A 26,360-nucleotide genomic window follows, 5' to 3' on the forward strand; every position below is an offset into this window, starting at 1 on the left:
TATTTGAGACCCTGCGGGTATAAAAAAAGAAAAGACATCAGGAACATTCTGTATTGCCTCTGATATCTTTTCTTCTGTATTATTATTCTATATTTAGTCTTTAACCCCTCAATGATATAGCTTAAAGTCAAATCCGGAGGATTTATCGTGCATCTTCCTCAGCCTGATTTGCTTCTTCTATTGCCAGCATTGTCGAAGCCAGGACGAATGCCCTCTCTCCCCGATTCAGACCGAGGATTTCCGAGGGCAGTCTTCCCTGTTTCTGCCAGATGAAATGCAGCTTCGCAGCCAATGGACTGGCATTAATTAGTTTTTTGCATATTCCTCTTCGGAAATTTCGGAGTCATAAAAACCGCTGATCTTATCGATCTGGTCATCGATCGCATCCTTTTCTCCCGCTCTTAGGACCGTATTGATGACGTCAATTCCTCTTAATACCGGAAAACCTTTGGCTTCCAGTCCTTTCATGACAGAAGGATTGTCCCATACTTCCTCTTTGTCAACGGTTGCATAATAGATTTTCCATGCGGTAAACTCCTCCACTCTGAGATCTTTTTCAATCGGAGGTAATTTTGGATTTGAAGGATTCGGCATTTTAACAACCGCGTTTCTTCTTGCCTTCACCAATTCTTCCTCACTTAAAGGTCTCACTTTGAACTTAAAAAATACCTTATCATTTCTTTTGATCTGAATTTCTGTCTGGAGATCGTCATCGTTTCTGAAATCCGCTGCTTCTAAAAGCCCCTGTACCAGATCCAATTCATTTTCTTTTGTTACTTTTACCATTTCTTCTGCTTTTGCTGCATTTCCCATTTTATTCTTCCTCCTTATTTACTTCCGTCAATCCAGTCGATAAAGTACGGTACTTCATTGACTACGAAACTCTGCTGTCTTGTAACTACTTCGCCTGCTTTCAAAGTCATCAGGTCGAAGTCTCCGTCAGGCAGACAGTTCTTTAACACCAGTCTCTGCTCCTTGCCGTCTGTATTGCGGGCCGCAGATGCCTGGAAATCATAGGTCGGAATTGCTCCGGTTTCTTTGATACTTTTTAAGAGCGGTGCGATTGTAAGGTCGTCACGGATAACTGCCCCTGTGAAATTCAGGGTGAATTTTACTTTATCCGGAATTGCATACTGCTGCACATCCCCTACTGGTTTATATTCGATATTTGCAAAATTTGCCTTGATTTCATACTCTTTTACTTCGGCCAGTAATACCGGCTCATTGTTCACATGCAGAAATAACTTTCCATCATTTCCTGTCATGATTGTTCTGACATCGATTCTCTCTTTCATCTTCCATTCCTCCTATTCTGCTGCTCCAAAACTAAACTGGTAATTCAGATATACCTTCTCAAGACTGTCAAGGTCTGTCACTTTAATGACAAAACGGACATCATCGGTTCCATGAGGATTTTCTTTGTCTTCAAAGAAATCCGCTCCAACCATCAGTTTCTTCTCATTGATCATTTCATCTAATACGTCTTTTGCCGCTTTAATGACTGCCGCAATCCCATCGGAATCACAGTTCACACGTCCGATTAACGGAGTAATCGTGCGGTCAATTCGGTCAAAGATCTCATATCTGGTCATGGTTCTTCTAACTTTCTTCCATCCGGCATCCTGATTTTCCGCCGGTACTGTCAGAGTATTGACGCCGCTGTCAAACCATACCTGTCCGTCTTCGCTTGGAGACAGTAAAAGCAGACCATGGTTAATCGCATCAATATACTCCTCATCTTTCAGTACTTCGATCACATCCACTGCATTAGGAATCGCTTTATGCACAATGGACTGATTTGTCGGAGTACTTCCGATAACTCCAGCCTGAAGCGTCACTGCTTCATATCCGTCAACATTATTTCCCTGCATATCCACAAATCCGCTTCCCACATAAATAACGTATTCACAGTTACACTCTTTTGCATGTGACAATCTGTCTTCAAAGGACACATTTGTACCTTCTCCGATAACGCACGCACCAACGGAACCATTTTTCTTGATTCGGTCCATGTATGCTTTCATCAGCGTATGAACTCCGGTATCCACGGTATCTGCCACAAGAATATTCCACTTGTATGCTTCAAATGCATCAAAAGCAGTGCTGTAATCCTCATTGGTCACTGTAGACTCAGTTCCTGCAGTGATTGGCTCCTGCACGATTTCTGCAAGCTGTTTTGATTCTTCTGTCTTTTTTGCAGCATTAAAAATAGATGACTTCTTATTCACTGTGTCAACAAAAATCGCAACTTCATTTCCACTTTCAGGAACATCGTATTCCATTTTTTCTTTTAATACTGCACCTTCATAAACGGAAAATTCTTTCCTCATGCTAAATCCAAGTTTCCTTTTTAAAGTAACAGAAAATGCTGTCGGTGATGGATATTTTGTCTCCAATGAAACAACTGCTGCATCCTCTCCGTCCTTCAGCTCGAGTTTGCCTGTGCTTCCCCCTGTACCCAGACGGTAAACATATACCTTCTGTGCGCCTCCTTCAAATAAATTGAGGGCGCCTTTCACAGTACCACCGTTTCCATACATTGCACTGACTGTATCCGCCTTTGTATGAACCGTAACTGTGTCAAGCGGTCCAAAGTCGGCTTTTACAGGAATTGCAAAGACTCCAGTCATTGCACCTGCCACTGTTTCTTTCACTGGTGTTTCATATTTACGGTAAACACCAGGTCTGATTTTTTCTTCCCCTGTCTGATATGTACCTGCCATAATTTAATGTACCTCCTTATTTTTAAATTCTCTGATTATTTTTTTTGCTTTTTTCTCGGTTGCTTCCTCTAATCCTGCATAAGAAAAAGCTGCTCTGATTAAATCTTCAGATGCTTCCAGCACTTCCGGGCTGCATGCAAATTCTTCCACACTATACATCGTTTGTTCTCTCCGCATTTCATTCCTCCTGAATATTAATTTTTCGAATCGGATCTTTTTCTTCTTTTTCCCGGAGAACTCCATACTGACATTCAATGAAAAACTGCCGGTTCTTTAAAGGATTCATCGTGTCATTATAATTTACCTTTGAAATGAACATAGGTCCGCCGTCATTCATCGTTAGCTTTTCTTTCATCAGAAGTTTCTCGCTGATATTTCTGATCAGGAAGGCTTTGGATTTGCTGCCGGAGATCAAATGTAGCCGGATTCCTGCGTTCATCCATGTCACTTCCCATGTGTCCCCATAGTTTCCCGGAGTGATACTCTCCAGTCTTCCATAAATTGCGGGGGCTTCGTTCGAAGCCTTCCAAACTTCCTGCATCTCATCATATCCAATGATTTTTGCTTCTGGATAGCTCGTTTTCAGCCATTCATTTAAAGTGAATACCGGGTCCGGCTGCTGAATCTGCTGTTTTTCAAATCTCATAATGTCAAAAATATAACTGCCGGTTTTTATATCCTGTGATTCTGAGAACTCTGACCTGTTCCATCTGGAGCAAAGAGATATATTCTGTCTGCTGAAAAAGCAAAGATCTATCGCCTCAAGAATCACTGCTTCCAAATCTGCTGGTTGTACTGCCTGTTCAGTTGAAGTAACAGCCTGCAGTTTTAAACCTTGTTCAAACTGGCGTTCCATGGCTTCATCCTGAGATAAGTCCACCAGAATTCTAGGATACGGATCTCCCTGCCACTTTTCATCTGTATCATTTGGAGCTGTTCGGGTAAATACCGCAGGCTTACCGTCGTAAACCGCTAGTACTTCCGATAAGCCAGCAAATTCTGACAGTCTTTTACAGATTAAATCTTCGATTACTTTTCACCTCCTGAAAATAGTTTTTGCTATAGCTTTTTGTGAGATCATGATCTCTATGATAACTATATCATCTCGTATACGGACATTGTGGGCAACTTACCCAGAGCTGATCCTCTCAAACAATATAGATAAAAAAGAATAAAGGGTACTGAGACCTTGCTACCTTACTTGACATCTCTACCCTTTATTCTCCATGATAACTATATCAGCTTAATCACGGACATTGTGGGCAAATGTCTTTTTACAAATCCATACATATAAATCCGCCTATAACCATCGCAACAGCAAACCACGTCGGCATAGCATTTTCAGCAATACTGAACACTGCGGTAAAAATTAAGGCACGGCCTATGATTTTTTTCATAATTTCCTCCTTCCTGTTTTCAGCATTTTAAGCAAGTTTCTCCTCACAAAATCTCTGATACTTCCTTGACGCAGTTCTTCTGTCCATCCCAAGTTCTTCCCCGATCTCCTGCCATCCGAGATTATTGATGGAACGAAGCCGTATAATAAGCCTGAGTTCCGGATCTTCGATCTCCTGTAGGAACCGTTCGATCTCTGCCCTCGTGTGCAGGAGTTTTTTAATGGACAGGTCGATCAGCTCTCTGATCTCCTCCATTCGCACCGCATAGTCTGCTGTCTTGTCGCTGACCCCGGTCCCAAACGGCATCCCCGTCAGCAGCGGTGACTTTATCATACTCTTACATTCCATCCAGCTGAGTTCTTCATTCAGTTTCTCAATTTCCCTGTTCAGATAATGCATCTGACCCAATTCCTTTTCTGTCAAATCAATCCCTCTTTTCTTTATCTGATGTGTTTCCATCCTATATACATTGCTCCGGATGTCGGTCTGTAAACGGTCACAAGAGGCCTCATCTTATTTACGGCTCTTCCGTTAAAGCGGATCTGCCTGTCTCTGATCTCAGCCGCCGCTCTGCTCCGGTATGCCCCGATCCACTCATTGATTATTCTTATGGAAATTCCATAAAATTCTGATAACTGCTCCTTTGTATAGTGATGCAGCAAAATGCTGATAACTGCGTCAGTTTTTCCCTTTTCGGTCTGAAAGTCAAACATAGTACTCCTCTCTAAATTTTGTCTATTATGCCTATTGCCTTTTCCAAACAAATGTTCTATACTCATTAATATAAAAAGTAAAATTGTTACGGCTTAGATGCTGTATGTACAAACAGATATTCCAGCGGCATCCGGGAGAAATACCTTTTTTTCAGAAGCATTGCTTCTCCGATGGTGAATCTCCCTGAGCCTTCCAGTTTGTCCAGCACGTCTTCTGTCCGCAGCCTCAATACATGTGCAATTTCTTCGTTTGTAATATTTGTTTTTTTTAATTCAGTTTTTAAATTTAAATATGGCAACAGCTCACCTCCTGATATTACTCGTTTGCGTATCTTATATTGATATAATATACGCATATGAGTTATATGTCAAGATGATTATACGCATTTGCATATTTTTTTATTTACTTCTGGTTTTTATTATGCTATTCTTTCTATTAGAAAGGCGGTATATTTTATGGGAATTGGAGCAAAGTTGGAGCTGTTACTGCAGGAACATCACATGAATGCCAATGAACTGGCCAAGAAAATCAATGTGGCACCTACGACTATTTATTCGATGATTAAGAGAGACAGCAGAAAGGCAGACATAGAAGTTTTATTAAAGATTTCGAAGGAACTCGGTGTCACCACTGAGTATTTCTGCGACGATGAATTCCTGACCTCTGACAGCAGAAAAGAACCATCATATGAAGATTTGAAAACACTGATCGCAAGAAACGGAAAAGAAATGTCTATTGAGGAAAAATTAGAACTTATAAAGATGTTATCTGAATTATAAAGGACTGGTGGATTTGAATTATCACGATATACTTGTTAAGATACTCGATGTTTACAGAGACTGTGAAGTCCAGTCATTTCCGATTGATTGTTACAGCATTTTAAGGCACTATGGATACCGTATTTTCACTTATCAAAATATACGGGATATCAATGAACGTCTTTACCAATACTGCAGGAATTATTCGGAAGACGCTTTCCGTTACGGAGCCAAACGGATCATAGCCTATGATGAGAACAAATCCCCTTTCAGGATTCGGTTCTCCATCATGCACGAACTGGGACATATTATGCTGGGCCATTCGAGAGAATGTGCCTATAATGAACAGCAGGCCAATTTTTTTGCAAGCAATATTCTGGCTCCCAGAATGGCCATTCATTTTGCACAGTGCCGGAATGAGGATGATGTCTCCTCGGTTTTCCAGATCAGCAGAGAGGCCGGGTCCTACGCATTTCAGAATTACAGACTTTGGAAAGAATCCGCAGCAAGAGAAGTAAGTGATGTCGACGAGGCCATGTACCGTCATTTTTATCATGATGAGAGGGAAGAATTTATTTACAGTATAAAGCCCTGTATGATATGCGGAGAGACAATTTATAATTCATCAGAAGATTTATGCCTCCACTGCAGGATGGAGCATATCAGAAGGCAGCACACCCCGCTATACACATCCAGAAATGACAGAATGCTTCTGCAGATTGAACAGCAGCAGCTCAACAATCTATAAGAACATATTTGACTTGGCAAAAACCTTACAATAAAAAACTCATATCATACGGCTGTTGGGCGTATGATATGAGTTTTTATTATCTTAATTATTCTTTTTAACGTCCCGCATTTAACTTCATACAATAGTAGGATGCCATGACTGGCTTCCCATTTTTATAACCGACAATTTTGATCGGTAAAGAAGCGGTATTCTTTTTTGGATCTTTCCGTTCAGGGATTAAGGTTGCTGGTTCTCCCTTTTCTGTTATTATCCCAGTATTATAGGACGGTCCGGGAGTCGGAGTATTCTTCAAGTTTTCAGACTTATAGACCCTATAATAGAGCGTCACTCCATGCTTAGCACAGAACCACATCTTCTCTTCATTGTTGCTTTTATCTAAGTAATAATTAGTATAGCCGATTTCACCTACCCCATTCCCGTAATACACAATAGAATAACTGTCTGTTATGTCGAATCTGGAGTAAATAGAATGGTCTTCAAATTTTCTGGCGCTGTTTACTTTTTTGTTGAAAGCGTCTAAATCAATGGGATCAGACCGGCCGGGCATCTTCCCTGTATAAGGCTTTCCGTCCTGATAATACTTGGGCCTTGGTGAAGCATCATAGGCTTTTCTCTTATAGGATTTGATGAACTTTCCTTTCGCATTGTAAACCTTAATTGTCGCCGCCGCTTTTCCAGCAGCTTTTTTCATCTTCACTGAAAAATATCCCTTTTTGCTGCTGGCCCTTTTGCTGTAAGTCTTTCCGTTCATAACGACTTTTACTTTATACTTTGGTCTTACATATCCTTTTATATACTTTGAAGACTTATAAAACCTTTTAATCGAAATGGTTTTTGCCAAAACATCAACTTTTTTCTTTGTATAGGCTTTCCACTTCTTCCCTTTCTTAAAATAAGCCTTCACCGTTAAGGTTTTGCCCGCCGCCTGTTTCGGAATCTTTACACTGTAGTTTCCCTTTTTATTTGCGGTTGCCTTATAAGTCATCTTTCCAATCTGAATCCGAACCTGATACTTCTTCTTCGTCTTTCCTTTTACCACTGAGGCCGAATCATATACCTTGTTTACAGATAATTTTTTCTTTGCTGCCTGAGCCGGAATCGCCGGCTGAAATTTTGAAACATAAAAAATATTCATTTTACCACGATTGAATGAGCCTTGATATGATAATATAAATTTGAAAAGGACACCTCATTGGGTGTCCTTTAACATGAATTAACTACTTGTTTTCTTGCTATACATTTTTTAAGCATTTTTATTTCTTTTACGCTTTTTACCAAATAAAACAGCTAATGCACCACTTGAGCCAGCAAACATAAAAGCAAATAAACTTATATTTGACATATCACCTGTTTTTGGACTTTTGGACTGTTTATCAGGCTTTGTTGTATTGTTTGGCTTATTTGGCTTCTGTGGCTGTTGTGGTTTGTTAGTAGTTTTTTGTTCCACTGTAACAGTAATTGTTTTTTCAGCAGAAGCTCCGTTTTTGTCAGTTACTTTATATGTCACATGATAAATACCAGCTTTAGAAGTATCTACATCATTCGCAATAATATTATCCTTTGTCAGCGTAATATCGCCATCTTCTTTGTCCGTTGCACTAACGTCTAACAATGGGTCGAAATTATCGTCTACATTCAATGTAACATCATTTGCTGAAATCGTAGGCACATTATTGATAACACTCATATTTGGGCAAAACTTCCATTCACCAACCACCAATATATTGTCATTAACTACTATTTCTGTTCCGTCTTTCCAGCCTGTGAATACCCACTTTCCATCTTCTACCTTGATTTCAGAATCAGCAAAAATAGGTAAAGTTACTTTATCGCCTTTTTTAATGCCAATTATTGGGTCTGGAAGCAAATCCAATATATCGCTTGGTAAATCTCTTTCTGAGGTTGTGCTTTTAAACTCAAAACGAATTTGATACTTTTCAGTTGGATCAATCTTATCCCCATTGATATAGTTAATATCATAGTTTGTCAAAAGTGAATCCACAGGAAAGATATTTTTACCTGTCACAGATGATTTCGAAAATTTAAGATTCGTAAATTCATCTGCATTTTCAGGCGGAGTGTAAAGTCCATATGAAGCAGAGTTGTTTTCGAAGCTCACATCACCTGCAAGTTTAACAGTCTGATATTTACCTGTATCCGCCGGATTGTCATAATCAGAATTTCCAGTATAAATTGCACCGCCTTGTATTGCAAAATTATTGGAAAATGTACTGTTACTTACATTTATTCCGGCATTCTTGTGTAGGTATACTCCTCCACCATATTTAGCTTGATTTCTCATAAATGTGACATTTTCAATCTTAGTTTCTGATGTACTTTCTTGAATGAAAATACCACCGCCATGCGCTCCATTATTTCCCTTAATCGTTCCACCTGTTATAGAAAGTCTGCCAGTATCAGATACAGCGATACCACCTCCACTGGCAGTTGTCTTGTTATTAGAAATTATGCCACCAGTCATGTTCATTGTACCATGTAACATAATTGCGCCACCATTACTGTGACGGATACTCCCCCCAACTGTAACTTCAGTGCCTATCGCTTCACAGCCTTCAATAACACCACCTTCTAAGTTAAGCTGTGTACCTTCATCTACATAGACTGCTCCGCCATCATAGCCTTCTGAGCTTTTACAGTTTTCGATTACGGCACCTTTCTTAATAGTCGTTACTACGCCTTTGCCGTTACCTAAGGTAACGATTGCTCCGCCTGACCACGGAGTATACGGATCAGATCCTCGCCCAAGGCAGTTTCTTATAACTGCTCCCTCATCCAAGATGATCGTGGTAGCCCTTGTATGTGTTCCAACACCTCCATCCGAATAAATACCTCCCATGGCATTGTTTCCATCAAGGATGATATTTTTCAGCGTCAGGGACGAATCACCGCCAACATTAAAATGCCTTGATGACCACGCCTTACCCGGGTTTACACGCGTAATCACAAATTGATTTCCTGGAGATGAGGTAACAGTGACCGTCGCATTCATAGGAATGCCTGGTGCCTTGTCATCTTCTGTATAATCACGGGTTACCATAACGGTATATGCATTCCACTTATCTTTATTATCACTGTTAATAGCTCCCAGTGTATCCTGAAGCGTGTCATATCGGCCAATTTCAGAGCCATCCGTGTCTTTGGTAACGATAAATGTTTTTTCTGGTGTTTCTGCTGGCGGAACTTCCGATAGTATATTTTCTATTTTAAAGGATTTTGAATACATCGCAAATGATACTGTTGTATCATCTGTCTTGGTATAGTAAGAATCTGTAACATTATCGTCCGTCACGACAGATACATCCATATCATTCACTTTAACAGCAGGGACATTATCATGAAATATTTTTCCATCTGCTGCCTTAAGGTTCTGGATATCAAATCTTAAGCGATACTCTTTTCCAGCCTCAAACTGCACTGTTTCCGATGTGGGTTTTGCGTAACCCCAATTTCCGTCAGCCTGTTTTACCCTCCAGCTTGCAAATACTTCACCACCATCTGTAAGGCTGTTCCCATCATTTGGCTGAACATTAAAACTATCTGGTACTGTATCTCCAAGAACCGGCTCTTTTACCTCGTCCATATCAAACGATAAACTTAAAATTTCCTGTGGAGCTTCTTCAGCATGTACAGACATTGTACCTGAGAACATTGTTCCAAAAGTTAAAATCAGTGCTAAAAGCATTGAGAATTTCTTTTTTAACTTTCTTTGTATCATAATTTCTTTTTACTCCTTTCTTGTGTTTGATTATCTTTTATCTAATCATTTAATTCAGATTCTTCTATAAGAATCACTCCCTTTCCAATCAAAACAGGTCTGATTTTCTATACCACAATATTTGTATCCCTGAATTGCTGTGGTGTCACACCTGTATATTTTTTAAAAGTGCGGTAATAATGAGACAGATCATAGAAGCTCAAACGCCTTGCAATTTCTCCTATCGGAACCCCTGACTGAATCATCATCTTTGATTCCTCAATCTTTCTCTGGTTGACATACTCATTGATGGATACGCCTATTTCTTCTTTAAATCTGCTACGAAGTGCACTTTCTGATAAATAGAACTGTTTTGCAAGTTCTGCAACTTTGATATTGTCATAAATTTTCAAATTAATATATTGTAAGATACATCGAATCAGGGATGTTCTGGCCTGATTCGATACCCCATGAAGTTCTTTTGTAAAATGGATGATCGCACTGTCTCGCGTTGCCAGAACCCCTATAAACTCTGTTTGTTCCTCTAGCTTTCTAATATAATAATTTCTCAGTTTGATTACTGAAAGAATATCCTTCCCGACCTGAATTGCCAGTGATGCCAGTTTTTCCAGAATAATAATCGTATAATTCTTTTCTGTTTTCAAAGAACTGCTAGTCAAAATTGGCAAAACACTTGTTCCCAATTCTACAAGGCCACTTTTTAATAATTCAATATCGCCCTGACTTACAAGATTCATGATTTTATTTTCATAATCAAATGTGTATCGCTCCACACGGAAGGTATCATACACCGTGTCTTCAGATGGTTTTCTCACCAACTCCAACTGGTTTTGCGCCACTTGCTCATGCAGTCCTTTCGAATAAACATCCTCCAAATCCATATCAAACAAAAATCCCAGAAGAATCAAACAATCTCTGATATCTCCCAGAGGATATACGGGAAGCGATACATAATATTCCCAACACTCGTTTTCTTTTAAAATTTTTTTGCTTTCTTTCATTAGATTATTATAAACATGAGAAAAATCTGCCCTTGTAACATTGTTAACCCTAAAAGCTCCAATCACTATTTTTACATCCTTATACCACAGACATAAAAAAATTTCATTTAACATTCCGCTATAAAATTGTACAACTTCTTCTGAGATATTCCTTTCTTTAAATTCATAAGAAATAGGATGCTTATAAACTGATTTATAGCTTTTTAAAACTTTATTTGTTTCTTTTTCTAATATCCATACCGGCATTTTCAACATGACATGTAAGGATTTGACTTTTTTCAAATCCTGCTCATTTAAATTCATATAAAAAGTCCCCTTTCTTATGTAAGCACTCACTTTCTGGCTTCCATTCTTTGCCCTTCTCATAGTGCTTGGTAGTGTCAAAAACTACCTGTTTTTTGTTACAAAATATATTAAATAACCTTAATTTTATGGAAAGTTGTAAATAAAAAGAGCATTGACCCCTTTTCCTGCTATTTAATTAAGACGGATAAAAGAGTTCTTTATTTGTGGAATAAAATATCTCTGCACAACAAATGGAATGAAAATACACATTTTTTCCCTTTCTATATCTAAAAACAATCTTAACTATTTTCTACTATACAATAACCACCAAAAAAAGTTAATTGTATAAATTGCGCAAAACGTGTAAATTACGCTTGATTTTAGTGATTTACATTAAGAGAAGCGATAGAAAGAACAAGTGAGTATAAAGGAACTCTCAACTTGGTAAATCAGTATAAAGAGATAGCAGATTTATTAAAAGTAAGTATGGCAACAAAAAAAATTATGGGAAAAATATATAAAGGGAAATCCTTATGAAAAAGATATCGTTTTTTAGACGCAGTAGTCATTTATGAAAAGATTGGTGAAATATTAGAAAAGAAAGATTCTTTATTTTGATCTATAAAAAATATCAAAGTATCCGTGAATTTGCCGCCGATTTACTGGCAATACATTCGAACTTTGACCTTGTGACAGTCAAAAACCGAACGTACGGTATGAAGGTAATCTCAACGGTAAAGAAAACGCGGTTGTCCTTTTGAGTTATCCTGAAAAGGCATTTGCAAATCCCAGGGCATTACGTGCCTTTATCAGCACAAATACAGAATCATTGACACTGGAAATTCTTTCGTGTTATGTATGCGGATGGGCAATCGAGGTATGTTTCAGGTGATGTGAAAACAGACTGGCACTGGCTGCATACCAGATAAGTTCCTCAAAGGGAATCCAGAGATACTGGCTGCTGATGTCACTATCACATTATATTTGTCTCGTAGGAACGGAGAAATACAGTTCTTTTGAAACTGGATACCGCCTGATTTGTGACATGATCCAGCAAGAGAAGTATCTGTTTCAATGCGCAAAGGCAAGTAGCGATTTTGATTTATTTACGAAAGTAGCAATGTAGTTTTGTGCATTTTTTAATTTACTCATTTATAGTAACAATGTATATTTACAAAAAAATCTGGTGCAAAATTATATCTACATAGATAATATCTAGTTAGATACAATGCAATTAAAGGAGGTGAATTACTTTTGGGCAGAACAGAAATGAAAATTTTGATCGGACTTCACAGAAATGTAAATGCTTTACATAAAAAAACATCCAAAATAGCAGCAGAATACAATTTAACCTTTAGTCAATTTATGGTTTTAGAAGCTCTTTACAGTAAAGGCGATATGAGCGTCGGAGAGGTAAGGGAAAGAATACTCAGTAGCGTGGGAACCATACCTCTAATAGTGAACAACTTGAAAAAATGAACTATATCGAAAGATTATCTGACGAGAAAGACAGGCGTGTATGTATACTGCATCTGACGAAAGAAGGCTATGATGTTATTAGCAAAATTGCACCTAAAAATGAAGCGATGATAACAGAAAGCATGGAAGTATTGGATCAAGAAGAAAAAGAAAAACTGGTATATCTTTTGAAGAAAATAGGAGGAAAATTTAATGGAAAGAACAGTGAAGACTAAAGTAAAAGGTTTTAGAACAACAGATGGAGCAGTTGTAAACTTAGTAAGAGTCTTAGAAAATCAGACAACAAAGGAGTTTTATCCTATTTTAATGCTTGACTCTTTTGACAGCGTTAATCCTGATGATTATACAGCAGGATTTCCAATGCATCCGCATAGAGGAATCGAAACAATCAGTTATGTGTCAAGAGGCAAAATGGTTCATAAGATAGTTTGGGTAATGAAGACGGAATTTCAGACGGAGAGGGTTTGTCAAGCAAACTATGTAAATTTTAATTTTATAGGGAGTGTAAGATAAAGTGTGTAATTAGTTGGTTACTAATTTACACACTTTATCTTACACTCCCGTGTTAATTCTTATATTAAAGATGCTTTTTTTGATGTTGAAGTGAGTTCAATTCTTCCAATTCATATTGAAAATTGGATGGCAGAACTTTCTAAACAGTCTCCTAAAAACAAACCCAATGAAAAACTAAAGCCAAGCACTATTAATAAAGCAAAGAGTGTTTTTAGTTCAATGATGCAATATACTATACGTCCATTACATATAATAACCCAGAACCCATGTCACGATGTAGAACAGTACACCCTTCCACCTAAGCAGCAATTAGTTTGGACTCAAGATCAGATTAACTATTTCTTGTCTTTACAAAGTGTTAAGGCATCTTTCTATTATGATATGTTATGCTTAAGCTTTTCTACAGCGATGGCTCCTGAGGAAGTTTGCGGATTTCAAGAATCAGATCTTAAAAGCTCTTTTCTTTCTTTGCACCAGGCATTAGACAAATACGACTGCATATCAGATATGAAACGCCCTGGAAGGCACAGAAAGCTTATTATACCCGATGAGTTGGCAGTATTATTACAAAAGCGTCTTGCTCTAAAAAACACCTGGCGTTTACAACCAGATTTTTTAGAAAATGATTTATTGTTTACATACAAAGATGGAAGAAGAATTAATCCCAATGTATATCAAGAAATTTTAAGAAACTACTTTTAAATTATAATATGGAGGTAGACTCCTACATAAAGAAGCATAGATCACATCCATTTGGCATACTTCCAGAAATGACTTTATATGGTGGACGACATTCGTTTGCTTCTAACACTCTTGAAGAACGTGGAGAGGATGGCGGTAATATTAAAGTTGTTTCAGAAATCATGGGAAACAGCATTGAAGTAATGCTCCGGCATTATGCCCACTTATCACCTACGATGCACAAAGAAGCCATAAGAAACTATACTTCTAAAATACTTCCGAAAACTGAAACATCGAAAAAACATTGAAAAAACTGTTTTTGATGTTTCTAAAAAGATATAAAAAAACAGCGCAAACACTGATATCTACAGCGTTTGCGCCAAAGCTGAAAACCGGATTTGAACCGGCGACCCCTTCATTACGAGTGAAGTGCTCTACCAACTGAGCTATTTCAGCATATGAGGAGCCTTTTATGCTCCTTTTGTCAAATATTTTTCAATTGTTGTGATGGCAGTTTCTTCGTCTGCTCCGTCAGCAACAACAGTTATATTATCTAAATCATCCAACCCAAGACTCATCATACCCATGATACTTTTTCCGTTGATCCTTTTGTTGCCTGCCTCGATCAGGATCTTGCTCTCAAACTGGCTGGCCATCTGGACCAGAAAGGCAACCGGACGTTCTTCCTTGTTCTCGGTCACATGAATATTGATACTCTTAGAAATCATAATGATCCTCCCATTCTCATATCTTCAGCAATCTTACTCAGCTTCTTAAGACGATGATTGACCCCTGATTTGCCTACGGGGGGATTCAGCATCTCTCCTAGCTCTTTCAGAGTAGCCTCCGGATGTTCCAATCGCAGATAGGCGATGTCTTGCAGTCCCTGGTTCAGTTCACTAAGCCCTCTATGCTCTTGTAAAAATCGAATATCCTCGGCTTGCTTCACGGCTGCTGACACTGTCTTGTTAATGTTGGCAGTCTCACAGTTTACACGGCGGTTCACCGTGTTCCTCATATCTTTCAAGATACGGACATTTTCGAGGTTCATCAAAGCTATGTGTGCTTCCATAATGTTCAGTACATCAACGATCTTGGCACCTTCTTTGATATACACTACATAGTACTTCTTACGAATAACTATTTTAGCATCTAATTCAAAAAAATCAAGCACATCTTGCAATTGTACCGCAAATTGTTCATGAAGAGTTACAATTTCAAAGTGATAATTCTTCTCCGGATCACTCATGGAACCGGCTGCCAGAAATGCTCCCCGGATATAGGCCCTTTTACAGCACGTGTTCTGCAGGACTAATCCAAAGTTTTTCGGTTCGAAATATTTCACTGCTTTCAATAATAAAACACAATCCTCATGTTTGTCAACAAAAACCGAATAATTTCGACTTCTTTTTAGATATTCGTTGCGTTTTACCTGAAGTTCTCCATGTATATGGAATGTGTCTTTCAGCAGCGTAAAAAACCGTTTCGCCACCGATACATTCTCCGTATGAACCTTGACCAGATAGATTCCCTTCTCTTCGCGGACTTCCCCGCAAAAGTTGAGAATACCGGCAAGTTCTGCAATTTTACAGTGTCTTGCTCCGCTCGTAAGCCTTGCAAGTTCTTCTTTGACTTCACTTGAAAATGACATTTCCTACCTCGTTATATCTCTATGCTCAACCTTCACCGGATATGGCAGCTGTTTTAATTTTTCTGCCAGTGCATTCGTGATGGTGACAGAACGGTGCTTTCCTCCAGTGCAGCCGATCCCTATGACCAGATTATACTTTCCTTCTTTGATGTAGTTGGGAATCAGAAATTTGAGCATATCTTCTAATTTCTCTAAAAATACTCTGGACTCTTCATGTTTCATGACAAACTCCTGAATAGGCCTGTCATTGCCGGTCAGAGGGCGCAGAGAAAGGTCATAATAAGGATTGGGAAGGAATCTTACGTCAAACACCAGGTCTACGTCTGCCGGTATACCGAATTTGAACCCAAAAGACACCACTGCCACATTGAAGTTAGCATATTCTTCTTCCCGGACAAATATCCTGTCAATTTCAGCCTTCAGTTCCCTTGTGAGAAGCTGGCTGGTATCTATGACATAATCCGCATGTTTTTTCAAAACATCGACTGCTTCCCGCTCCTTTTCAATACCATCCTCTATCCGGCCGTTCCTGGCCAGAGGATGATTCCTTCTGGTCTCCTTGTAACGCTTGATCAAAATCCGGTTGCTGGCATTGAGAAACAAAATTTCAAACTTGACACCCATTTCATTGACTTTTTTTAATTCTTCTAAAAACTCATCAATCGATGCGCCGCTCCGGATATCAATGCCTAAAGCCACATTTGAAATATTTGCAGTCTTGTCAAGGGTAAGCTCCGCAAATCTGCACAGCAGTCTGGTGGGGAGATTATCCACACAAAAATACCCGACATCTTCCAGCATTTTAAGAGCACTGCTCTTTCCTGCCCCAGACATCCCGGTTACGATTACAAACCTCATACGTAAATTCCTCTAAAACTTTCCGACCCGCTTCACTTCCGGTTCCAGGTCCACTCCAAACTTTTCCTTCACTGTTTTCTGAACGTCTTCGATCAGCTGAAGAACATCTTTCGCCGTTGCGTTCTCCTGATTTACTACAAATCCGCAGTGTTTATCCGACACACGTGCCCCTCCGACCTGATATCCTCTGAGTCCTGCGTCATCAATCAGTTTTCCGGCAAAGTAGCCCTCCGGGCGCTTAAACGTACTGCCTGCGCTCGGCAGTTCCAGAGGCTGCTTGGTCTTTCGGGCCATTGAATATTCATCCATCTGTTTTTTTATCTCAGAAGGATCTCCCTCTTTCAAAGAGAGTGTTCCGCTTAGGACTGTATATCCGCATGTAATGACATTGCTGGTACGGTATCCAAGCTCCAGTTCCTCTGCGGAAAGGGTAAGAATCTCTCCTTCTTTCGTGAGGACTGTGGCCTCTTTTAAAACCTGGATCATCTCTCCGCCGTAGGCTCCCGCATTCATAGTGATTGCGCCTCCGAATGTTCCAGGTATGCCTCCTGCAAACTCAAACCCGGTCAGACTCCGGTTCTGTGCTTCCCGGGCAATAGAGCTCAGCAAAGCCCCAGCCTGAGCCGTAATCTCAGTTCCGTTGACTGTGATTTCATTCATGTTCTTATAAATCTGGAGGACAATGCCGTCGATTCCACGGTCCCCTACCAGCAGATTGCTTCCGTTTCCCAGAATAAACATGGGAATTTCGTGTTTCCTGGCAGTCTTCACGGTCCACTGCACTTCCTCAATGGTTTCAGGAATAATGTACAATTCTGCCTCTCCGCCTATCCGGAAGGTCGTATGTTTTTTCATCGGTTCTTTTGTAAGTACCCGTTCGGGTGCGATCTTCTGTCTCAATTCTTCAAGAATCGTGTTCATGCTATTCTCCTTTAATCAGCCTTGCAGCCCCGTAAATTCCTGCGTCATTTCCGAGACTTGCAAGAATAAATTTCCCTTCTTTTACAGCGCCGAAGGTGTATGTCCCATAATGCTTTTTAATGGCGTCAAGAAGGATATCTCCTGCTTTCGACACACCTCCCCCGATGACAAATACTTCGGGGTCTACTGTCAGTGTGATATTCCCGAAGGCCATTGCCAGCTTCTCTCCCAGCCGGTCGACCTGTTCTATGGCAAAGGCGTCTCCTTCTTTTGCCAGATCAAAAATATCTTTTGCCGAAAAGCCGTCCATTCGGCGCAGCGGCGTTTCTATGTCAGATTCCCCCAGCGCTTTTTTTGTCTCATATACAATTCCTGTCGCTGAAGCGTACAGTTCCAGACAGCCGGTCTTTCCGCAGTTACACTTGCGTGTCTCCGCCGGATTTACCGTCATGTGTCCGATCTCACCGCCATATCCATGGCTTCCGTTGATGATCTGTCCGTCGACGATCATGCCGCCGCCCACACCTGTTCCCAGAGTAACCATGACAGCACTGCGGTAATCTTTCGCAGCACCAGCCCAAAGTTCTCCCAGCGCAGCCACATTTGCATCGTTGGTCACTTTGACAGGACAGTCCAGCAGTTTTCCCAGTTCCTGAGCCACGTTGACCTGCCCCCAGCCCAGATTGACACATTCATTGACCTTTTCAAAAGAAAGTACTGCCCCGGGAACCCCGACTCCTGCTCCAATCAGCTGTCCGGTTTCCATCCCATGGGATGCGATATTTTCTTTCAGCGCCGCTCCGATATCCTCTATAATATAGGCCCCGCCGTTCTCTTTTCTGGTGGGAATCTCCCACTTTTCTTTCAGGCTTCCGTCCTCCTGAAACAGTCCCAGTTTTACGGTGGTGCCTCCTACATCGACTCCATAAATGTAATTCATTCTGCTTATTCCTCCAATTTCCCGGTCACTCGTTTGTATAATTCTTCCGCGGCATTATATCCCATCTTCTTCTGGCGGTGATTGATGGCAGCGGCCTCAACGATAATCGCCAGATTTCTTCCCGGACGGATCGGCAGCGCGTGTGCCACAACCTTATTCCCGAGATATTCTATATAATTTTCATCCAGTCCGAGCCTGTCATAATCTGTTTCTTTGTTCCAGTCTTCCAGCTGAATGACAAGATCAATGCTCTGGGTCATCTTGACGCTCTCCACACCGAACAGGTTCTTTACATCAATGATGCCGATGCCCCTGAGTTCAATGAAAAACCGGGTCACTGCCGGTGAGGAACCGATCAGGGTATCTTTGCTCACACGCTTAATCTCCACCACATCATCTGAAACAAGCCGATGGCCTCTCTTCAGAAGTTCCAAAGCAGCTTCGCTTTTGCCGATGCCGCTTTCCCCTGTGATCAGGATTCCTTCGCCGAATACATCCACTAACACTCCATGAATTGAAATCCGGGGCGCCAGTTCCACACTCAGCCAGCGGATGACTTCTGCGGTAAACTCTGAAGTTGAATCTTTACTGATAAAAACCGGAACTCCGTATTTCCTTCCAAAGTCAACGATCTTATCACACGGCTGTTTTCCACGGCAGAATACCAGACATGGAATCTGGGCACTGAAAAGACGGTCCAGAATCTGGTTACAGTTTTCATCCTTTTCCAAAATATTATTGATATATATATATTCTACATTTCCAATAATCTGCACCCTGGACGATGAAAAATGGTCAAAAAAGCCTGCCAGCTGAAGCGCCGGCCGGTTTACTTCTGCCTGGGTGATATAAATGTCATTGGTGTTAATTTCCGGGATCACCGGGATCAGTTCCAGCTTCTTTGCCAGTTCTGCCACCGATACTTTGTATTCCTCGCTCATAATGAATCCTCCTTGTCCGATTGTTATTCTTAGTTTATCACATTTTCTTCCTTAGACAAATGGAAAAACGAATAGATCTCTTTTGCTGCTTTCCTTGTCATTCCCGGAACCTGCATGATCTCATCTTCCGTAGCCTCTTTGATGTTCTGTATCTGCTTAAAATGTTTCATGAGTGCTTTTCTGCGCTTCGGCCCTACACCTTTGATCTCATCCAGTACAGAGCTGACCTGGCCTTTTGCCCTCAGCGACCGGTGGTATTCGATGGCAAACCGGTGGGCCTCATCCTGAATCCTTGTGACCAGCTGGAATGCTTCGCTCCTTTTCGGAAAATAGATTTCGTCATTATTATAGTACAATGCCCTGGTTCTATGATTGTCATCTTTTACCATACCGCACACCGGAATATCCATTTTCAGGTCTTTTAAAACTCTCTGAGCAACATTTACCTGGCCTTTTCCTCCATCCATCAGGAGCAGATCCGGAAACTTGGTAAAACTTCCAAATTCCAGATCCTCATTTTTAGCCTTTAATTCTTCGATCTCTTTTTGTCCGTGCAGGAGTCTCCTCGTGAGGACTTCCTCCATACTTCTGTAATCATCCGGGCCGTCCACTGTCTTTAGGCGGAATTTCCGATAATCACGCTTTCTGGCCTTTCCGTCTTCGAAGACGACCATAGAGGCAACGGTCTGAAACCCGCTGATATTAGATATATCGAAGGCCTCCATCCTGTGAAGCCCCTTGATTCCAAGGAGCTGCTCGATCTCTTTCACTGCTCCGATGGTCCTTTTTTCTTCTCTCTTGAGTTTTTCTTTATCCTGTCTCAAAACATTGGACGCATTCTCTTTTGCCAGTTCAACGAGACGATGCTTTTCTCCCCGGAGCGGAATCCGGATATGCACCCGTCCGCCCCTCTTCTTGGAAAGCCACTCTTCCACAATCTCCATATCGTCCATGCCGCACTCCAGGAAGATCTCTCCCGGCAGATACGGAGTTCCTGCGTAAAACTGTTTTACAAAGGCACTCATGAGTTCTTCATCTGTTGTCTCCTCATCCTGGGTCATATGAAAATGCTCTCTGCCCAGGAGTTTGCCGTCTCTGATAAAAAATACGGCGACCACTGCGTCCTGCTTTTCTTTGGCAAATGCGATAATATCCCTGTTTTCAAATCCATAGCTGTTGATCTTCTGCCGGTCTGCAATCTTGCCGATGCTCTTTAACAGATTTCTGTATTCTGCTGCCTGTTCAAACTCAAGGTCTGCCGCTGCCTGCTTCATCTTTTCCTCCAGCATGTCCGACACATCCTTATAATTTCCGTTCAGAAAACTCAGTACCTGATCAATGGATTTTCTATAATCTTCCCCGGAAATATAATCCTGGCAGGGCCCCTCGCACTGTTTGATCTGATAATACAGACACGGCCTGTCTTTCCCGATATCTTTCGGCAGCTTCCGGCTGCATGTCCGGATCTTAAACAGCTTCCTGAGCAGCTCAATGATATCTTTTACCGCTCCGGCGCTCGTATATGGCCCAAAATATTTGCACTTGTCCTGTTTCATCCTTCTGGCCAGCATAATACGCGGATATTCCTCATTTGTGGTGACCTTAATGTATGGATAATTCTTATCATCCTTCAGCATGGTATTATACTTTGGACGATGTTCCTTGATCAGATTGCACTCAAGCACCAAGGCCTCCAGTTCTGAATCTGTAATGATGTACTCAAAATATGCGATGTGCGATACCATATGCTGAATCTTTGTCGTCAAATTTCTGCTTCCCTGAAAGTACTGTCTGACCCGGTTGCAGAGTTTGATCGCCTTACCTACATATATGATCTCGTCCTTGTCATTATGCATTATATAAACTCCGGGCTTGGCCGGAAGCTTTTTTAATTCTTCTTCAATGTTAAACATCCTGGTATTCCTCCATCATTCCAACATGTGTGTTCCTATAATACCATACCGCGGCGGAAAATGTCACATCAAAACAACCCCGCAGCAAAAGCTGCGGGGCCGTCTGTTTAATGAAAAGAGAGGATTAATATATATGAAAAACTAAACTTTGCCTTGCAAAGCACGTCCAACCATAGGGCTAAAATATGGTGTGCCCTGCAGGTATGTTTTAAGTATATCAGAATCCTCCCCGTAAACAATGGATAGAAAATAAACAATTCTAAAGAAAAAATAAAATAGCCTGAAGGAATTCTTAGGATTACTAGGACTATCTGAAATTCAGTTTATCTCCCTCCAAAAATTACTGGCTTATGAGAAGTCTTCCAATCTGCATCTCAAAAGTATAGTTGTTTTCAGGCATCCATCGCTCTACTTCTTTTTTATTGATTTTTACCTTTTTCAGCTTCATTTTTAACGTAGTTTCTTTCATCTCTTTCGTAGGCTTTGTTTCCTTGATCAATTTTGCCATCTCGGTAAGGACATACGTTCCAATCTGGCTTTGGTCTGTTATTTTCCCTGATGCTGCGGCTTTTCTGACATTCGCCATAAGCTTGGACTGTATTTCACTCAGGTTCACACTTTGAGATTTCAGAATCACCGTAGCAGTTCCTTCTTTCTCATCTTTTTCGTCTGTCTTCACTTCATATTTAAGCTTAGATAAGGAATGCAGAAGTGCGTCAATCACTTTATCTGCATCTTCGGATTTAAAGATATTTCCGGCAGTATTTGCAGATGTCATGAAGGAAGATTTCATACTTGTTTTGTATGTGTTTAATGCCTTTTTTGCTTCTGCTTCTGTGTGTCCGTATTTGACTATCTCTTTTGTATTTCCTCTGGTAAACAGAAGATAATAAGCCTCTGCAAGCTTGTCCGGCTCCGGTATTTCCTCTTTCTTTTTACATCCGGCTAATGCGAGAGAAACGATCAATACAAGGCTTAATAAAACCGCCAGTTTTTTCTTCATTTGTCTTTTCATAACCTATTCTCCTTTTAAACTTCTGTGTATTTTGAGCATTCATTCAACTGCAGCAGAGCCAGCCGGCTCTGCTGCAAAGATTACTGTTTACTTATTTTACATATTTTACAATGTATTTTCCGCTTGTATTTTTCGTGTTTTTCGTAACCTTAACATAATATGTACCTTTTGATAACTTTCCTGAGAAAGTAATGTAACTTGGATTATAAGCGGTACGTGAGCTCATCTTCTTTTTCCCTTTGTATAAGGTTGCAGTCACACTTCCAGAGCTGTTATATGTAGTAATCTTGAACTGTGTGGAACGTCTCTTTGTCACTTTGAATTTATACCAATGTGACTTTTTCTTTGCATCAGAGGCAGTTAAAACATTTGTTTTTGATTTCTTGCGTTTGATTGTTTTTGATTTTGACTTTTTAGTACCATATTTTCCGGTATAAGATTTTTTTCCATATCTTGCAGTGTAAAAATCATATTTAGAAGTACCAGATATAACAAGACGGTAACTACCCTTGCTTAATGCATGATATCTCCTGATATTTGAATTATAACTATATTTTTGATCTGTAATTCTTACCCATTTTTTCCCGCTCTTCTTTTCAATATGACTCTTTAAAGAATATCCTTTGGCTGAAACCAGATCTGTCCAAACCTGACTCCTCTTTGAAACTGAAAAATACTGATAGTTATTTCCCCCATTACCTGCTATATATTTTGCAGTTCCAGATAAATTTCCGTTATCACTTGAGTAATAATATGGAAGGTAGCCTGTAGCAACAGCTGAATTATAAGGTGCAGACACTGTTAATCTGTACGTTCCTTTATTTACATAATTGGCGATCACCGTATCATCGTCGGAATAACTAGATGCAATAGAATTTCCCCTGCTGTCGGTTATTGTAACAGAACAGTTTGCAGGTGTTGAGGTAATCAATCCGGTTGACTGATCAACATAAGAGTTTCCAAAAGCCACACAGAGTTTACCATTTGTAGGCATATAAATATTAGCTACTACTTGTTTACTGGTTGTAATCGGACCTACAACATTGAACTGACCTTTTTGAATTCTCTGATTGATTGCGTTTACATTAGCCTGAGTGTTTATTCTATAAGCAGTAGTGTTTTGTACAGCCCGAGCACCTTTTGATTTTTTTGCAGCCTTAATAACCTGGCCTGACTTAACATCCTGGATGCCTTCCATTCCTTTTATTTCTGATGACACTTGACCTTTCTTGTCACCTACTTTACTTGTGATATCTTCCTTCTTCTCCGCGCCAAATGCCACAGTGCTGAATCCCAATGTAAGGGACAGCCCCAAACACACAGCGGCTTTTAAAACTTTCCTCATAAACATTCTCCTTTTTTATTATGTCTTTTCTGCTATACTTCTGACTGAGTCCCCCAACATCCAAAAGCACAGCAGCTGCCTGCTCCCATATTAATTTATTTTCTCAAAATTAGCGGTTATCTACCTTCTCCGGGTACATATCGTGATGTGCCAGCCGGTCAAAGGCAATCTGCTCCCACGGCGTTCCCTTTCTGCCATAGTTGCAGTATGGATCAATGGAGATCCCGCCGCGCGGCGTAAACTTGCCCCAAACTTCAATATATTTCGGGTCCATCAGTTTGATCAGATCCTTCATAATAATATTCATACAGTCCTCGTGGAAATCTCCATGATTGCGGAAACTGTACAGATACAATTTAAGGGATTTGCTTTCCACCATCCTCTCTCCCGGAACATAGGAAATATAAATAGTCGCAAAATCCGGCTGTCCGGTCATCGGACACAGACTGGTAAATTCCGGTGCGTTAAACTTTACAAAATAATCATTTTCGGGATGCTTATTCGGAAAAGTCTCCAACACTTCCGGTGCATAATCATCCGGATATTTTGTCTGCTGATTTCCCAGCAGTGTAATACCTCCCAATTCCACATTGGTTCTACCACTCATCTTAGTTCCTCCTGTTTTTGTTCAAATCAAGGATACTTTTCTACTCCATTGATTGTCCTATCAGTATACCATATTTTTTACATGCTGTCATAAATATTGACATGAACTATGACAGATTTTTCTTACGGAAAAATTTCCTGCCGAGGAGCAGTGCTGCTCCAAAAATCAGAAGAATCCCTATAGCTGCAAAAACAAGGTCTCCCTTATCATAGCTTTTTGCATTTCTCCCCCATCCAGACGTTTTTGGAGTTTGTTTTTCATTATCCTGTACCTCCGGGGCTGTCTTTTTTCCCTGGACTTTTTCTTTCTTTTTCTCCTGTCTCTGAGAAGACCCATTTTTTTTCACATTTTGGCTCTTCTCAGACTTTTGATCTGAGAAAGAATTTTTATCCTTATACCTAACGGATTTTTCCGAATACCCGGGTTTGCCTTCACTCCTCTGATCCTTCTGCGTACTTTCCTCCTGTTCTACAGTCTGTCCGCCTCTGTCTCCACCGGATTCCCCGCTGACAGAAGATTCCGGAGCCCCATGGTCTACGTCTATTTTCCACACGGCGCTGGTTCCTGAAAAAATACTACTGCCATGAACCTTTGTACGCATATAAAACGTTTTTGTATTTACAGGTATGTCAAAGACAAAGCTGAAGACTCCGAACGGTTTTGGAAAGTCCTGGCCGCGAATGATATTCGTACTGCCGTTTTTTTCTTCATAAGTCCTCCAGTTTTTCTGATCCGCACTGTATTGAAGAATCATGGAGTCTGCGCCGGCAGGATAAGGCAGTTCCAGCATTCCCCTGATCCGTCCCTCTTCCTTCGACAGAATCCTGTAACTGTTTAAAAACATTCCCTCCGGCGGTACCGCAATGACGGCTGTCTCCGGGCTGATTCCTGACGAATTGATGTAAATCCCAAACAGATCTTTTGTGAGAAGTCTCCCTTTCACAAGCGTAATCCCTTCTTTTGAAGTATCTGCTCCTGAAGCATCCCATATAACAGGCATTGAAATAATACTTTTCTCTTCTGTCTCTGCATTTTCCACGTAAACACTGGCATTTTGCGGCAGAAGGGATTTAAGGTCTGTGCCAGTTCTGCCGATGACAGGAGTAAAGCTGTCAACATCATAAATGCTGTAGACTGTATTTTTCATGCCCGTGATTTCCGGAACTATTTTAGAATCCCTGCTGGATATTTCGGAACCGGCAACACTGACTGCAGTACCTGAGGCATCACTGACAGAAGCAGTAATGCGGCAGCGGTTCACTTCTGTCCTGCCCAGATTCGAAACACCACACGCTTCCTGGTCTCCGGACACTTTTATATTACAATCTGTCAAAGACAACGTTTGGTTTCTATTATTTTTAACTCCCTCAACCCGCCCTTTGCCTTTTGCTGTAACATTGATCTGTCTAAGCACCAGCGGCTCATCTGTGCCATGATAAATTCCGGTGATATCCTTTCCTTTCATCTGAATCGTAAACCTGTCCGACGGATCAGATGAAGTCTGAAGGGTTCCGCGGATAACCTGAACCGCACATGCATCGTCGGACTCGTCAAGAACCGTCCCTCTTTTTAAAATAAGATGAGAGTCTATACTGTTTTCCATTAGTACAAACATATAGTTTCCGCTTATCGTAAGTTCAGGATTATCAATGATCACTCTGCTGTTTACAATAATTCCATGATTCCCGCAGTCAATCCTCACTTTGCCTCTGCCGTCAAATCGGATGGGATCTTCCTTAGTCCCCTTTGTCAGCTTCAGATCCCCTGTCAGAGTATAGACGGCATTCTGGTCATTCTTATGCTTCTCATACCATTCTAAAAATTTCTCTTCATCCTCTGTTTTGGGAGGACCCCATGCAGAGCAGAAAACTGGCTGAGCCATGGTCAATATGATAACTCCCAAAAATAAACAGATCATTTTCTTATAATTCTTTTTCATTTGCAGTCCTCTCTTCGTCCCATAGATCCTAAACAAAATATTACCTTATCGTACGAAGTACGTCCACCCGATTGAATTCTGTTTCACAATAAATAACAACGTTGTCTGTTAAAATTGCAAAGGCTCTGAAATATGTTTACAATAAAAATAACACATCTATACTCTGAGTATAGAAAATCATGAAAGGAGCCC

At 40.6% G+C, this 26,360-nt stretch carries 29 protein-coding genes and 1 tRNA gene; 6 read left to right on the plus strand and 24 right to left on the minus strand.

The genetic code is table 11. From position 1 onward, the window contains the following. Window positions 1–306: 306 nt before the first annotated feature. The 9 genes from ANCC_RS13930 to ANCC_RS13965 form a co-directional block, all read right to left on the minus strand. Entirely contained in the window at window positions 307–813 is a 507-nt protein-coding gene (locus ANCC_RS13930; RefSeq protein ID WP_006566117.1) for a phage tail assembly chaperone, read from the minus strand. A gap of 14 nt (window positions 814–827) precedes the next feature. Next, entirely contained in the window at window positions 828–1,295 is a 468-nt protein-coding gene (locus ANCC_RS13935; RefSeq protein ID WP_006566118.1) for a phage tail tube protein, read from the minus strand. Between the two features lie 12 nt (window positions 1,296–1,307). Further along, a complete protein-coding gene (locus tag ANCC_RS13940) occupies window positions 1,308–2,723 on the minus strand; it encodes a phage tail sheath subtilisin-like domain-containing protein (protein WP_006566119.1) in 1,416 nt (471 codons plus the stop codon). A 3-nt stretch (window positions 2,724–2,726) separates the two neighbouring features. Further along, the gene (locus ANCC_RS13945) at window positions 2,727–2,900 is read right to left on the minus strand and encodes a YqzN/YkzM domain-containing protein (protein WP_006566120.1); all 174 of its coding nucleotides are present in this window, start codon (window positions 2,898–2,900) and stop codon (window positions 2,727–2,729) included. A gap of 1 nt (window position 2,901) precedes the next feature. Beyond that, window positions 2,902–3,579: a hypothetical protein gene (locus ANCC_RS13950; protein ID WP_039946306.1), complete on the minus strand. Its 678-nt coding sequence runs from the start codon at window positions 3,577–3,579 to the stop codon at window positions 2,902–2,904. A 418-nt stretch (window positions 3,580–3,997) separates the two neighbouring features. After that, complete coding sequence (locus ANCC_RS17850) at window positions 3,998–4,120, minus strand: hypothetical protein (RefSeq protein ID WP_006566122.1); 123 nt, start codon at window positions 4,118–4,120, stop codon at window positions 3,998–4,000. Between the two features lie 27 nt (window positions 4,121–4,147). Further along, on the minus strand, window positions 4,148–4,579 hold the full coding sequence (locus ANCC_RS13955) for a DUF1492 domain-containing protein (protein WP_006566123.1): 432 nt from the start codon (window positions 4,577–4,579) through the stop codon (window positions 4,148–4,150). Then, window positions 4,561–4,833 carry a hypothetical protein gene (locus ANCC_RS13960; RefSeq protein ID WP_022260713.1) on the minus strand — a complete coding sequence of 91 codons (273 nt, stop codon included), beginning with the start codon at window positions 4,831–4,833 and terminating at the stop codon, window positions 4,561–4,563. Before ANCC_RS13960 ends, ANCC_RS13955 begins: the two co-directional genes overlap by 19 nt. Window positions 4,834–4,919: 86 nt before the next feature. Then, window positions 4,920–5,132, minus strand: coding sequence for a hypothetical protein (locus ANCC_RS13965; RefSeq protein ID WP_039946309.1), 213 nt, complete (start codon window positions 5,130–5,132; stop codon window positions 4,920–4,922). Window positions 5,133–5,289: 157 nt separating this feature from the next. On the opposite strand from ANCC_RS13965, the gene ANCC_RS13970 reads away from it, so the two are divergent. Together ANCC_RS13970 and ANCC_RS13975 are read left to right on the plus strand one after the other, a co-directional pair. Further along, complete coding sequence (locus ANCC_RS13970; protein ID WP_006566126.1) at window positions 5,290–5,613, plus strand: helix-turn-helix transcriptional regulator; 324 nt, start codon at window positions 5,290–5,292, stop codon at window positions 5,611–5,613. A 7-nt stretch (window positions 5,614–5,620) separates the two neighbouring features. After that, complete coding sequence (locus ANCC_RS13975) at window positions 5,621–6,340, plus strand: ImmA/IrrE family metallo-endopeptidase (RefSeq protein ID WP_006566127.1); 720 nt, start codon at window positions 5,621–5,623, stop codon at window positions 6,338–6,340. A 97-nt stretch (window positions 6,341–6,437) separates the two neighbouring features. Here the strand turns inward: ANCC_RS13975 and ANCC_RS13980 are convergent, their stop codons facing one another. The 3 genes from ANCC_RS13980 to ANCC_RS13990 form a co-directional block, all read right to left on the minus strand. Next, window positions 6,438–7,478 carry an Ig-like domain-containing protein gene (locus ANCC_RS13980; protein ID WP_006566128.1) on the minus strand — a complete coding sequence of 347 codons (1,041 nt, stop codon included), beginning with the start codon at window positions 7,476–7,478 and terminating at the stop codon, window positions 6,438–6,440. A 108-nt stretch (window positions 7,479–7,586) separates the two neighbouring features. Further along, window positions 7,587–10,079: an SHIRT domain-containing protein gene (locus tag ANCC_RS13985; protein WP_006566129.1), complete on the minus strand. Its 2,493-nt coding sequence runs from the start codon at window positions 10,077–10,079 to the stop codon at window positions 7,587–7,589. Window positions 10,080–10,186: 107 nt separating this feature from the next. Beyond that, window positions 10,187–11,383 carry a YSIRK-targeted surface antigen transcriptional regulator gene (locus ANCC_RS13990; RefSeq protein WP_009291002.1) on the minus strand — a complete coding sequence of 399 codons (1,197 nt, stop codon included), beginning with the start codon at window positions 11,381–11,383 and terminating at the stop codon, window positions 10,187–10,189. A gap of 1,236 nt (window positions 11,384–12,619) precedes the next feature. On the opposite strand from ANCC_RS13990, the gene ANCC_RS17720 reads away from it, so the two are divergent. From ANCC_RS17720 to ANCC_RS14005, 4 genes are all read left to right on the plus strand, one after another. Further along, on the plus strand, window positions 12,620–12,844 hold the full coding sequence (locus ANCC_RS17720; protein WP_233458292.1) for a MarR family transcriptional regulator: 225 nt from the start codon (window positions 12,620–12,622) through the stop codon (window positions 12,842–12,844). After that, window positions 12,841–13,059 (plus strand): MarR family winged helix-turn-helix transcriptional regulator, encoded by a 219-nt coding sequence (locus ANCC_RS17725; protein ID WP_006566134.1) that lies wholly within the window; start codon window positions 12,841–12,843, stop codon window positions 13,057–13,059. Before ANCC_RS17720 ends, ANCC_RS17725 begins: the two co-directional genes overlap by 4 nt. Further along, a complete protein-coding gene (locus ANCC_RS14000) occupies window positions 13,037–13,357 on the plus strand; it encodes a pirin family protein (RefSeq protein WP_006566135.1) in 321 nt (106 codons plus the stop codon). The genes ANCC_RS17725 and ANCC_RS14000 overlap by 23 nt, the downstream gene beginning before the upstream one ends. Window positions 13,358–13,483: 126 nt before the next feature. Beyond that, complete coding sequence (locus tag ANCC_RS14005; RefSeq protein ID WP_006566136.1) at window positions 13,484–14,059, plus strand: hypothetical protein; 576 nt, start codon at window positions 13,484–13,486, stop codon at window positions 14,057–14,059. Between the two features lie 362 nt (window positions 14,060–14,421). Here the strand turns inward: ANCC_RS14005 and ANCC_RS14010 are convergent. From ANCC_RS14010 to ANCC_RS14065, 12 genes are all read right to left on the minus strand, one after another. After that, window positions 14,422–14,494 (minus strand) — tRNA-Thr (locus ANCC_RS14010). Between the two features lie 14 nt (window positions 14,495–14,508). Continuing rightward, window positions 14,509–14,766 (minus strand): HPr family phosphocarrier protein, encoded by a 258-nt coding sequence (locus tag ANCC_RS14015; protein ID WP_006566139.1) that lies wholly within the window; start codon window positions 14,764–14,766, stop codon window positions 14,509–14,511. Continuing rightward, window positions 14,763–15,689 (minus strand): DNA-binding protein WhiA, encoded by a 927-nt coding sequence (gene whiA / locus ANCC_RS14020; RefSeq protein WP_006566140.1) that lies wholly within the window; start codon window positions 15,687–15,689, stop codon window positions 14,763–14,765. Before whiA ends, ANCC_RS14015 begins: the two co-directional genes overlap by 4 nt. Before the next feature lie 3 nt (window positions 15,690–15,692). Beyond that, a complete protein-coding gene (gene rapZ, locus ANCC_RS14025) occupies window positions 15,693–16,547 on the minus strand; it encodes an RNase adapter RapZ (protein ID WP_006566141.1) in 855 nt (284 codons plus the stop codon). Between the two features lie 12 nt (window positions 16,548–16,559). Next, window positions 16,560–17,468 (minus strand): UDP-N-acetylmuramate dehydrogenase, encoded by a 909-nt coding sequence (murB, locus tag ANCC_RS14030; RefSeq protein ID WP_006566142.1) that lies wholly within the window; start codon window positions 17,466–17,468, stop codon window positions 16,560–16,562. A gap of 1 nt (window position 17,469) precedes the next feature. Then, window positions 17,470–18,408, minus strand: a complete 939-nt coding sequence (locus tag ANCC_RS14035) for an ROK family glucokinase (protein ID WP_006566143.1) — start codon at window positions 18,406–18,408, stop codon at window positions 17,470–17,472. A 5-nt stretch (window positions 18,409–18,413) separates the two neighbouring features. Then, window positions 18,414–19,349 carry an HPr(Ser) kinase/phosphatase gene (hprK, locus tag ANCC_RS14040; RefSeq protein ID WP_006566144.1) on the minus strand — a complete coding sequence of 312 codons (936 nt, stop codon included), beginning with the start codon at window positions 19,347–19,349 and terminating at the stop codon, window positions 18,414–18,416. A 29-nt stretch (window positions 19,350–19,378) separates the two neighbouring features. Further along, window positions 19,379–21,262: an excinuclease ABC subunit UvrC gene (gene uvrC / locus ANCC_RS14045; RefSeq protein ID WP_006566145.1), complete on the minus strand. Its 1,884-nt coding sequence runs from the start codon at window positions 21,260–21,262 to the stop codon at window positions 19,379–19,381. 340 nt (window positions 21,263–21,602) lie between these two features. Next, window positions 21,603–22,277: a DUF5105 domain-containing protein gene (locus tag ANCC_RS14050; RefSeq protein WP_006566147.1), complete on the minus strand. Its 675-nt coding sequence runs from the start codon at window positions 22,275–22,277 to the stop codon at window positions 21,603–21,605. A 91-nt stretch (window positions 22,278–22,368) separates the two neighbouring features. After that, window positions 22,369–23,622, minus strand: coding sequence for a hypothetical protein (locus ANCC_RS14055; protein ID WP_009290992.1), 1,254 nt, complete (start codon window positions 23,620–23,622; stop codon window positions 22,369–22,371). Window positions 23,623–23,731: 109 nt separating this feature from the next. Continuing rightward, window positions 23,732–24,229, minus strand: coding sequence for a preQ(1) synthase (gene queF, locus ANCC_RS14060; RefSeq protein ID WP_006566150.1), 498 nt, complete (start codon window positions 24,227–24,229; stop codon window positions 23,732–23,734). Window positions 24,230–24,335: 106 nt separating this feature from the next. Further along, window positions 24,336–26,168, minus strand: coding sequence for a hypothetical protein (locus ANCC_RS14065; RefSeq protein WP_006566151.1), 1,833 nt, complete (start codon window positions 26,166–26,168; stop codon window positions 24,336–24,338). Window positions 26,169–26,360 lie beyond the last annotated feature (192 nt).

The organism is Anaerostipes caccae L1-92, from assembly GCF_014467075.1.
GTDB classification, from domain to species: Bacteria; Bacillota; Clostridia; order Lachnospirales; family Lachnospiraceae; genus Anaerostipes; species Anaerostipes caccae.

Coding starts and splice junctions, on each gene's coding strand:
- ANCC_RS13955 (WP_006566123.1), bottom strand. CDS start 4,579: ATGGAAACACATCAGATAAAGAAAAGAGGGATTGATTTGACAGAAAAG.
- ANCC_RS14000 (WP_006566135.1), top strand. CDS start 13,037: ATGGAAAGAACAGTGAAGACTAAAGTAAAAGGTTTTAGAACAACAGAT.
- ANCC_RS14005 (WP_006566136.1), top strand. CDS start 13,484: ATGGCAGAACTTTCTAAACAGTCTCCTAAAAACAAACCCAATGAAAAA.
- ANCC_RS13985 (WP_006566129.1), bottom strand. CDS start 10,079: ATGATACAAAGAAAGTTAAAAAAGAAATTCTCAATGCTTTTAGCACTG.
- ANCC_RS17725 (WP_006566134.1), top strand. CDS start 12,841: ATGAACTATATCGAAAGATTATCTGACGAGAAAGACAGGCGTGTATGT.
- ANCC_RS13945 (WP_006566120.1), bottom strand. CDS start 2,900: ATGCGGAGAGAACAAACGATGTATAGTGTGGAAGAATTTGCATGCAGC.
- ANCC_RS14065 (WP_006566151.1), bottom strand. CDS start 26,168: ATGAAAAAGAATTATAAGAAAATGATCTGTTTATTTTTGGGAGTTATC.
- uvrC (WP_006566145.1), bottom strand. CDS start 21,262: ATGTTTAACATTGAAGAAGAATTAAAAAAGCTTCCGGCCAAGCCCGGA.
- ANCC_RS13960 (WP_022260713.1), bottom strand. CDS start 4,833: ATGTTTGACTTTCAGACCGAAAAGGGAAAAACTGACGCAGTTATCAGC.
- rapZ (WP_006566141.1), bottom strand. CDS start 16,547: ATGAGGTTTGTAATCGTAACCGGGATGTCTGGGGCAGGAAAGAGCAGT.
- whiA (WP_006566140.1), bottom strand. CDS start 15,689: ATGTCATTTTCAAGTGAAGTCAAAGAAGAACTTGCAAGGCTTACGAGC.
- ANCC_RS13950 (WP_039946306.1), bottom strand. CDS start 3,579: ATGGAACGCCAGTTTGAACAAGGTTTAAAACTGCAGGCTGTTACTTCA.
- ANCC_RS14015 (WP_006566139.1), bottom strand. CDS start 14,766: ATGATTTCTAAGAGTATCAATATTCATGTGACCGAGAACAAGGAAGAA.
- ANCC_RS13935 (WP_006566118.1), bottom strand. CDS start 1,295: ATGAAAGAGAGAATCGATGTCAGAACAATCATGACAGGAAATGATGGA.
- ANCC_RS17850 (WP_006566122.1), bottom strand. CDS start 4,120: ATGAAAAAAATCATAGGCCGTGCCTTAATTTTTACCGCAGTGTTCAGT.
- queF (WP_006566150.1), bottom strand. CDS start 24,229: ATGAGTGGTAGAACCAATGTGGAATTGGGAGGTATTACACTGCTGGGA.
- ANCC_RS13970 (WP_006566126.1), top strand. CDS start 5,290: ATGGGAATTGGAGCAAAGTTGGAGCTGTTACTGCAGGAACATCACATG.
- hprK (WP_006566144.1), bottom strand. CDS start 19,349: ATGAGCGAGGAATACAAAGTATCGGTGGCAGAACTGGCAAAGAAGCTG.
- murB (WP_006566142.1), bottom strand. CDS start 17,468: ATGAACACGATTCTTGAAGAATTGAGACAGAAGATCGCACCCGAACGG.
- ANCC_RS13930 (WP_006566117.1), bottom strand. CDS start 813: ATGGGAAATGCAGCAAAAGCAGAAGAAATGGTAAAAGTAACAAAAGAA.
- ANCC_RS14055 (WP_009290992.1), bottom strand. CDS start 23,622: ATGAGGAAAGTTTTAAAAGCCGCTGTGTGTTTGGGGCTGTCCCTTACA.
- ANCC_RS14035 (WP_006566143.1), bottom strand. CDS start 18,408: ATGAATTACATTTATGGAGTCGATGTAGGAGGCACCACCGTAAAACTG.
- ANCC_RS13980 (WP_006566128.1), bottom strand. CDS start 7,478: ATGAATATTTTTTATGTTTCAAAATTTCAGCCGGCGATTCCGGCTCAG.
- ANCC_RS13990 (WP_009291002.1), bottom strand. CDS start 11,383: ATGAATTTAAATGAGCAGGATTTGAAAAAAGTCAAATCCTTACATGTC.
- ANCC_RS13940 (WP_006566119.1), bottom strand. CDS start 2,723: ATGGCAGGTACATATCAGACAGGGGAAGAAAAAATCAGACCTGGTGTT.
- ANCC_RS14050 (WP_006566147.1), bottom strand. CDS start 22,277: ATGAAAAGACAAATGAAGAAAAAACTGGCGGTTTTATTAAGCCTTGTA.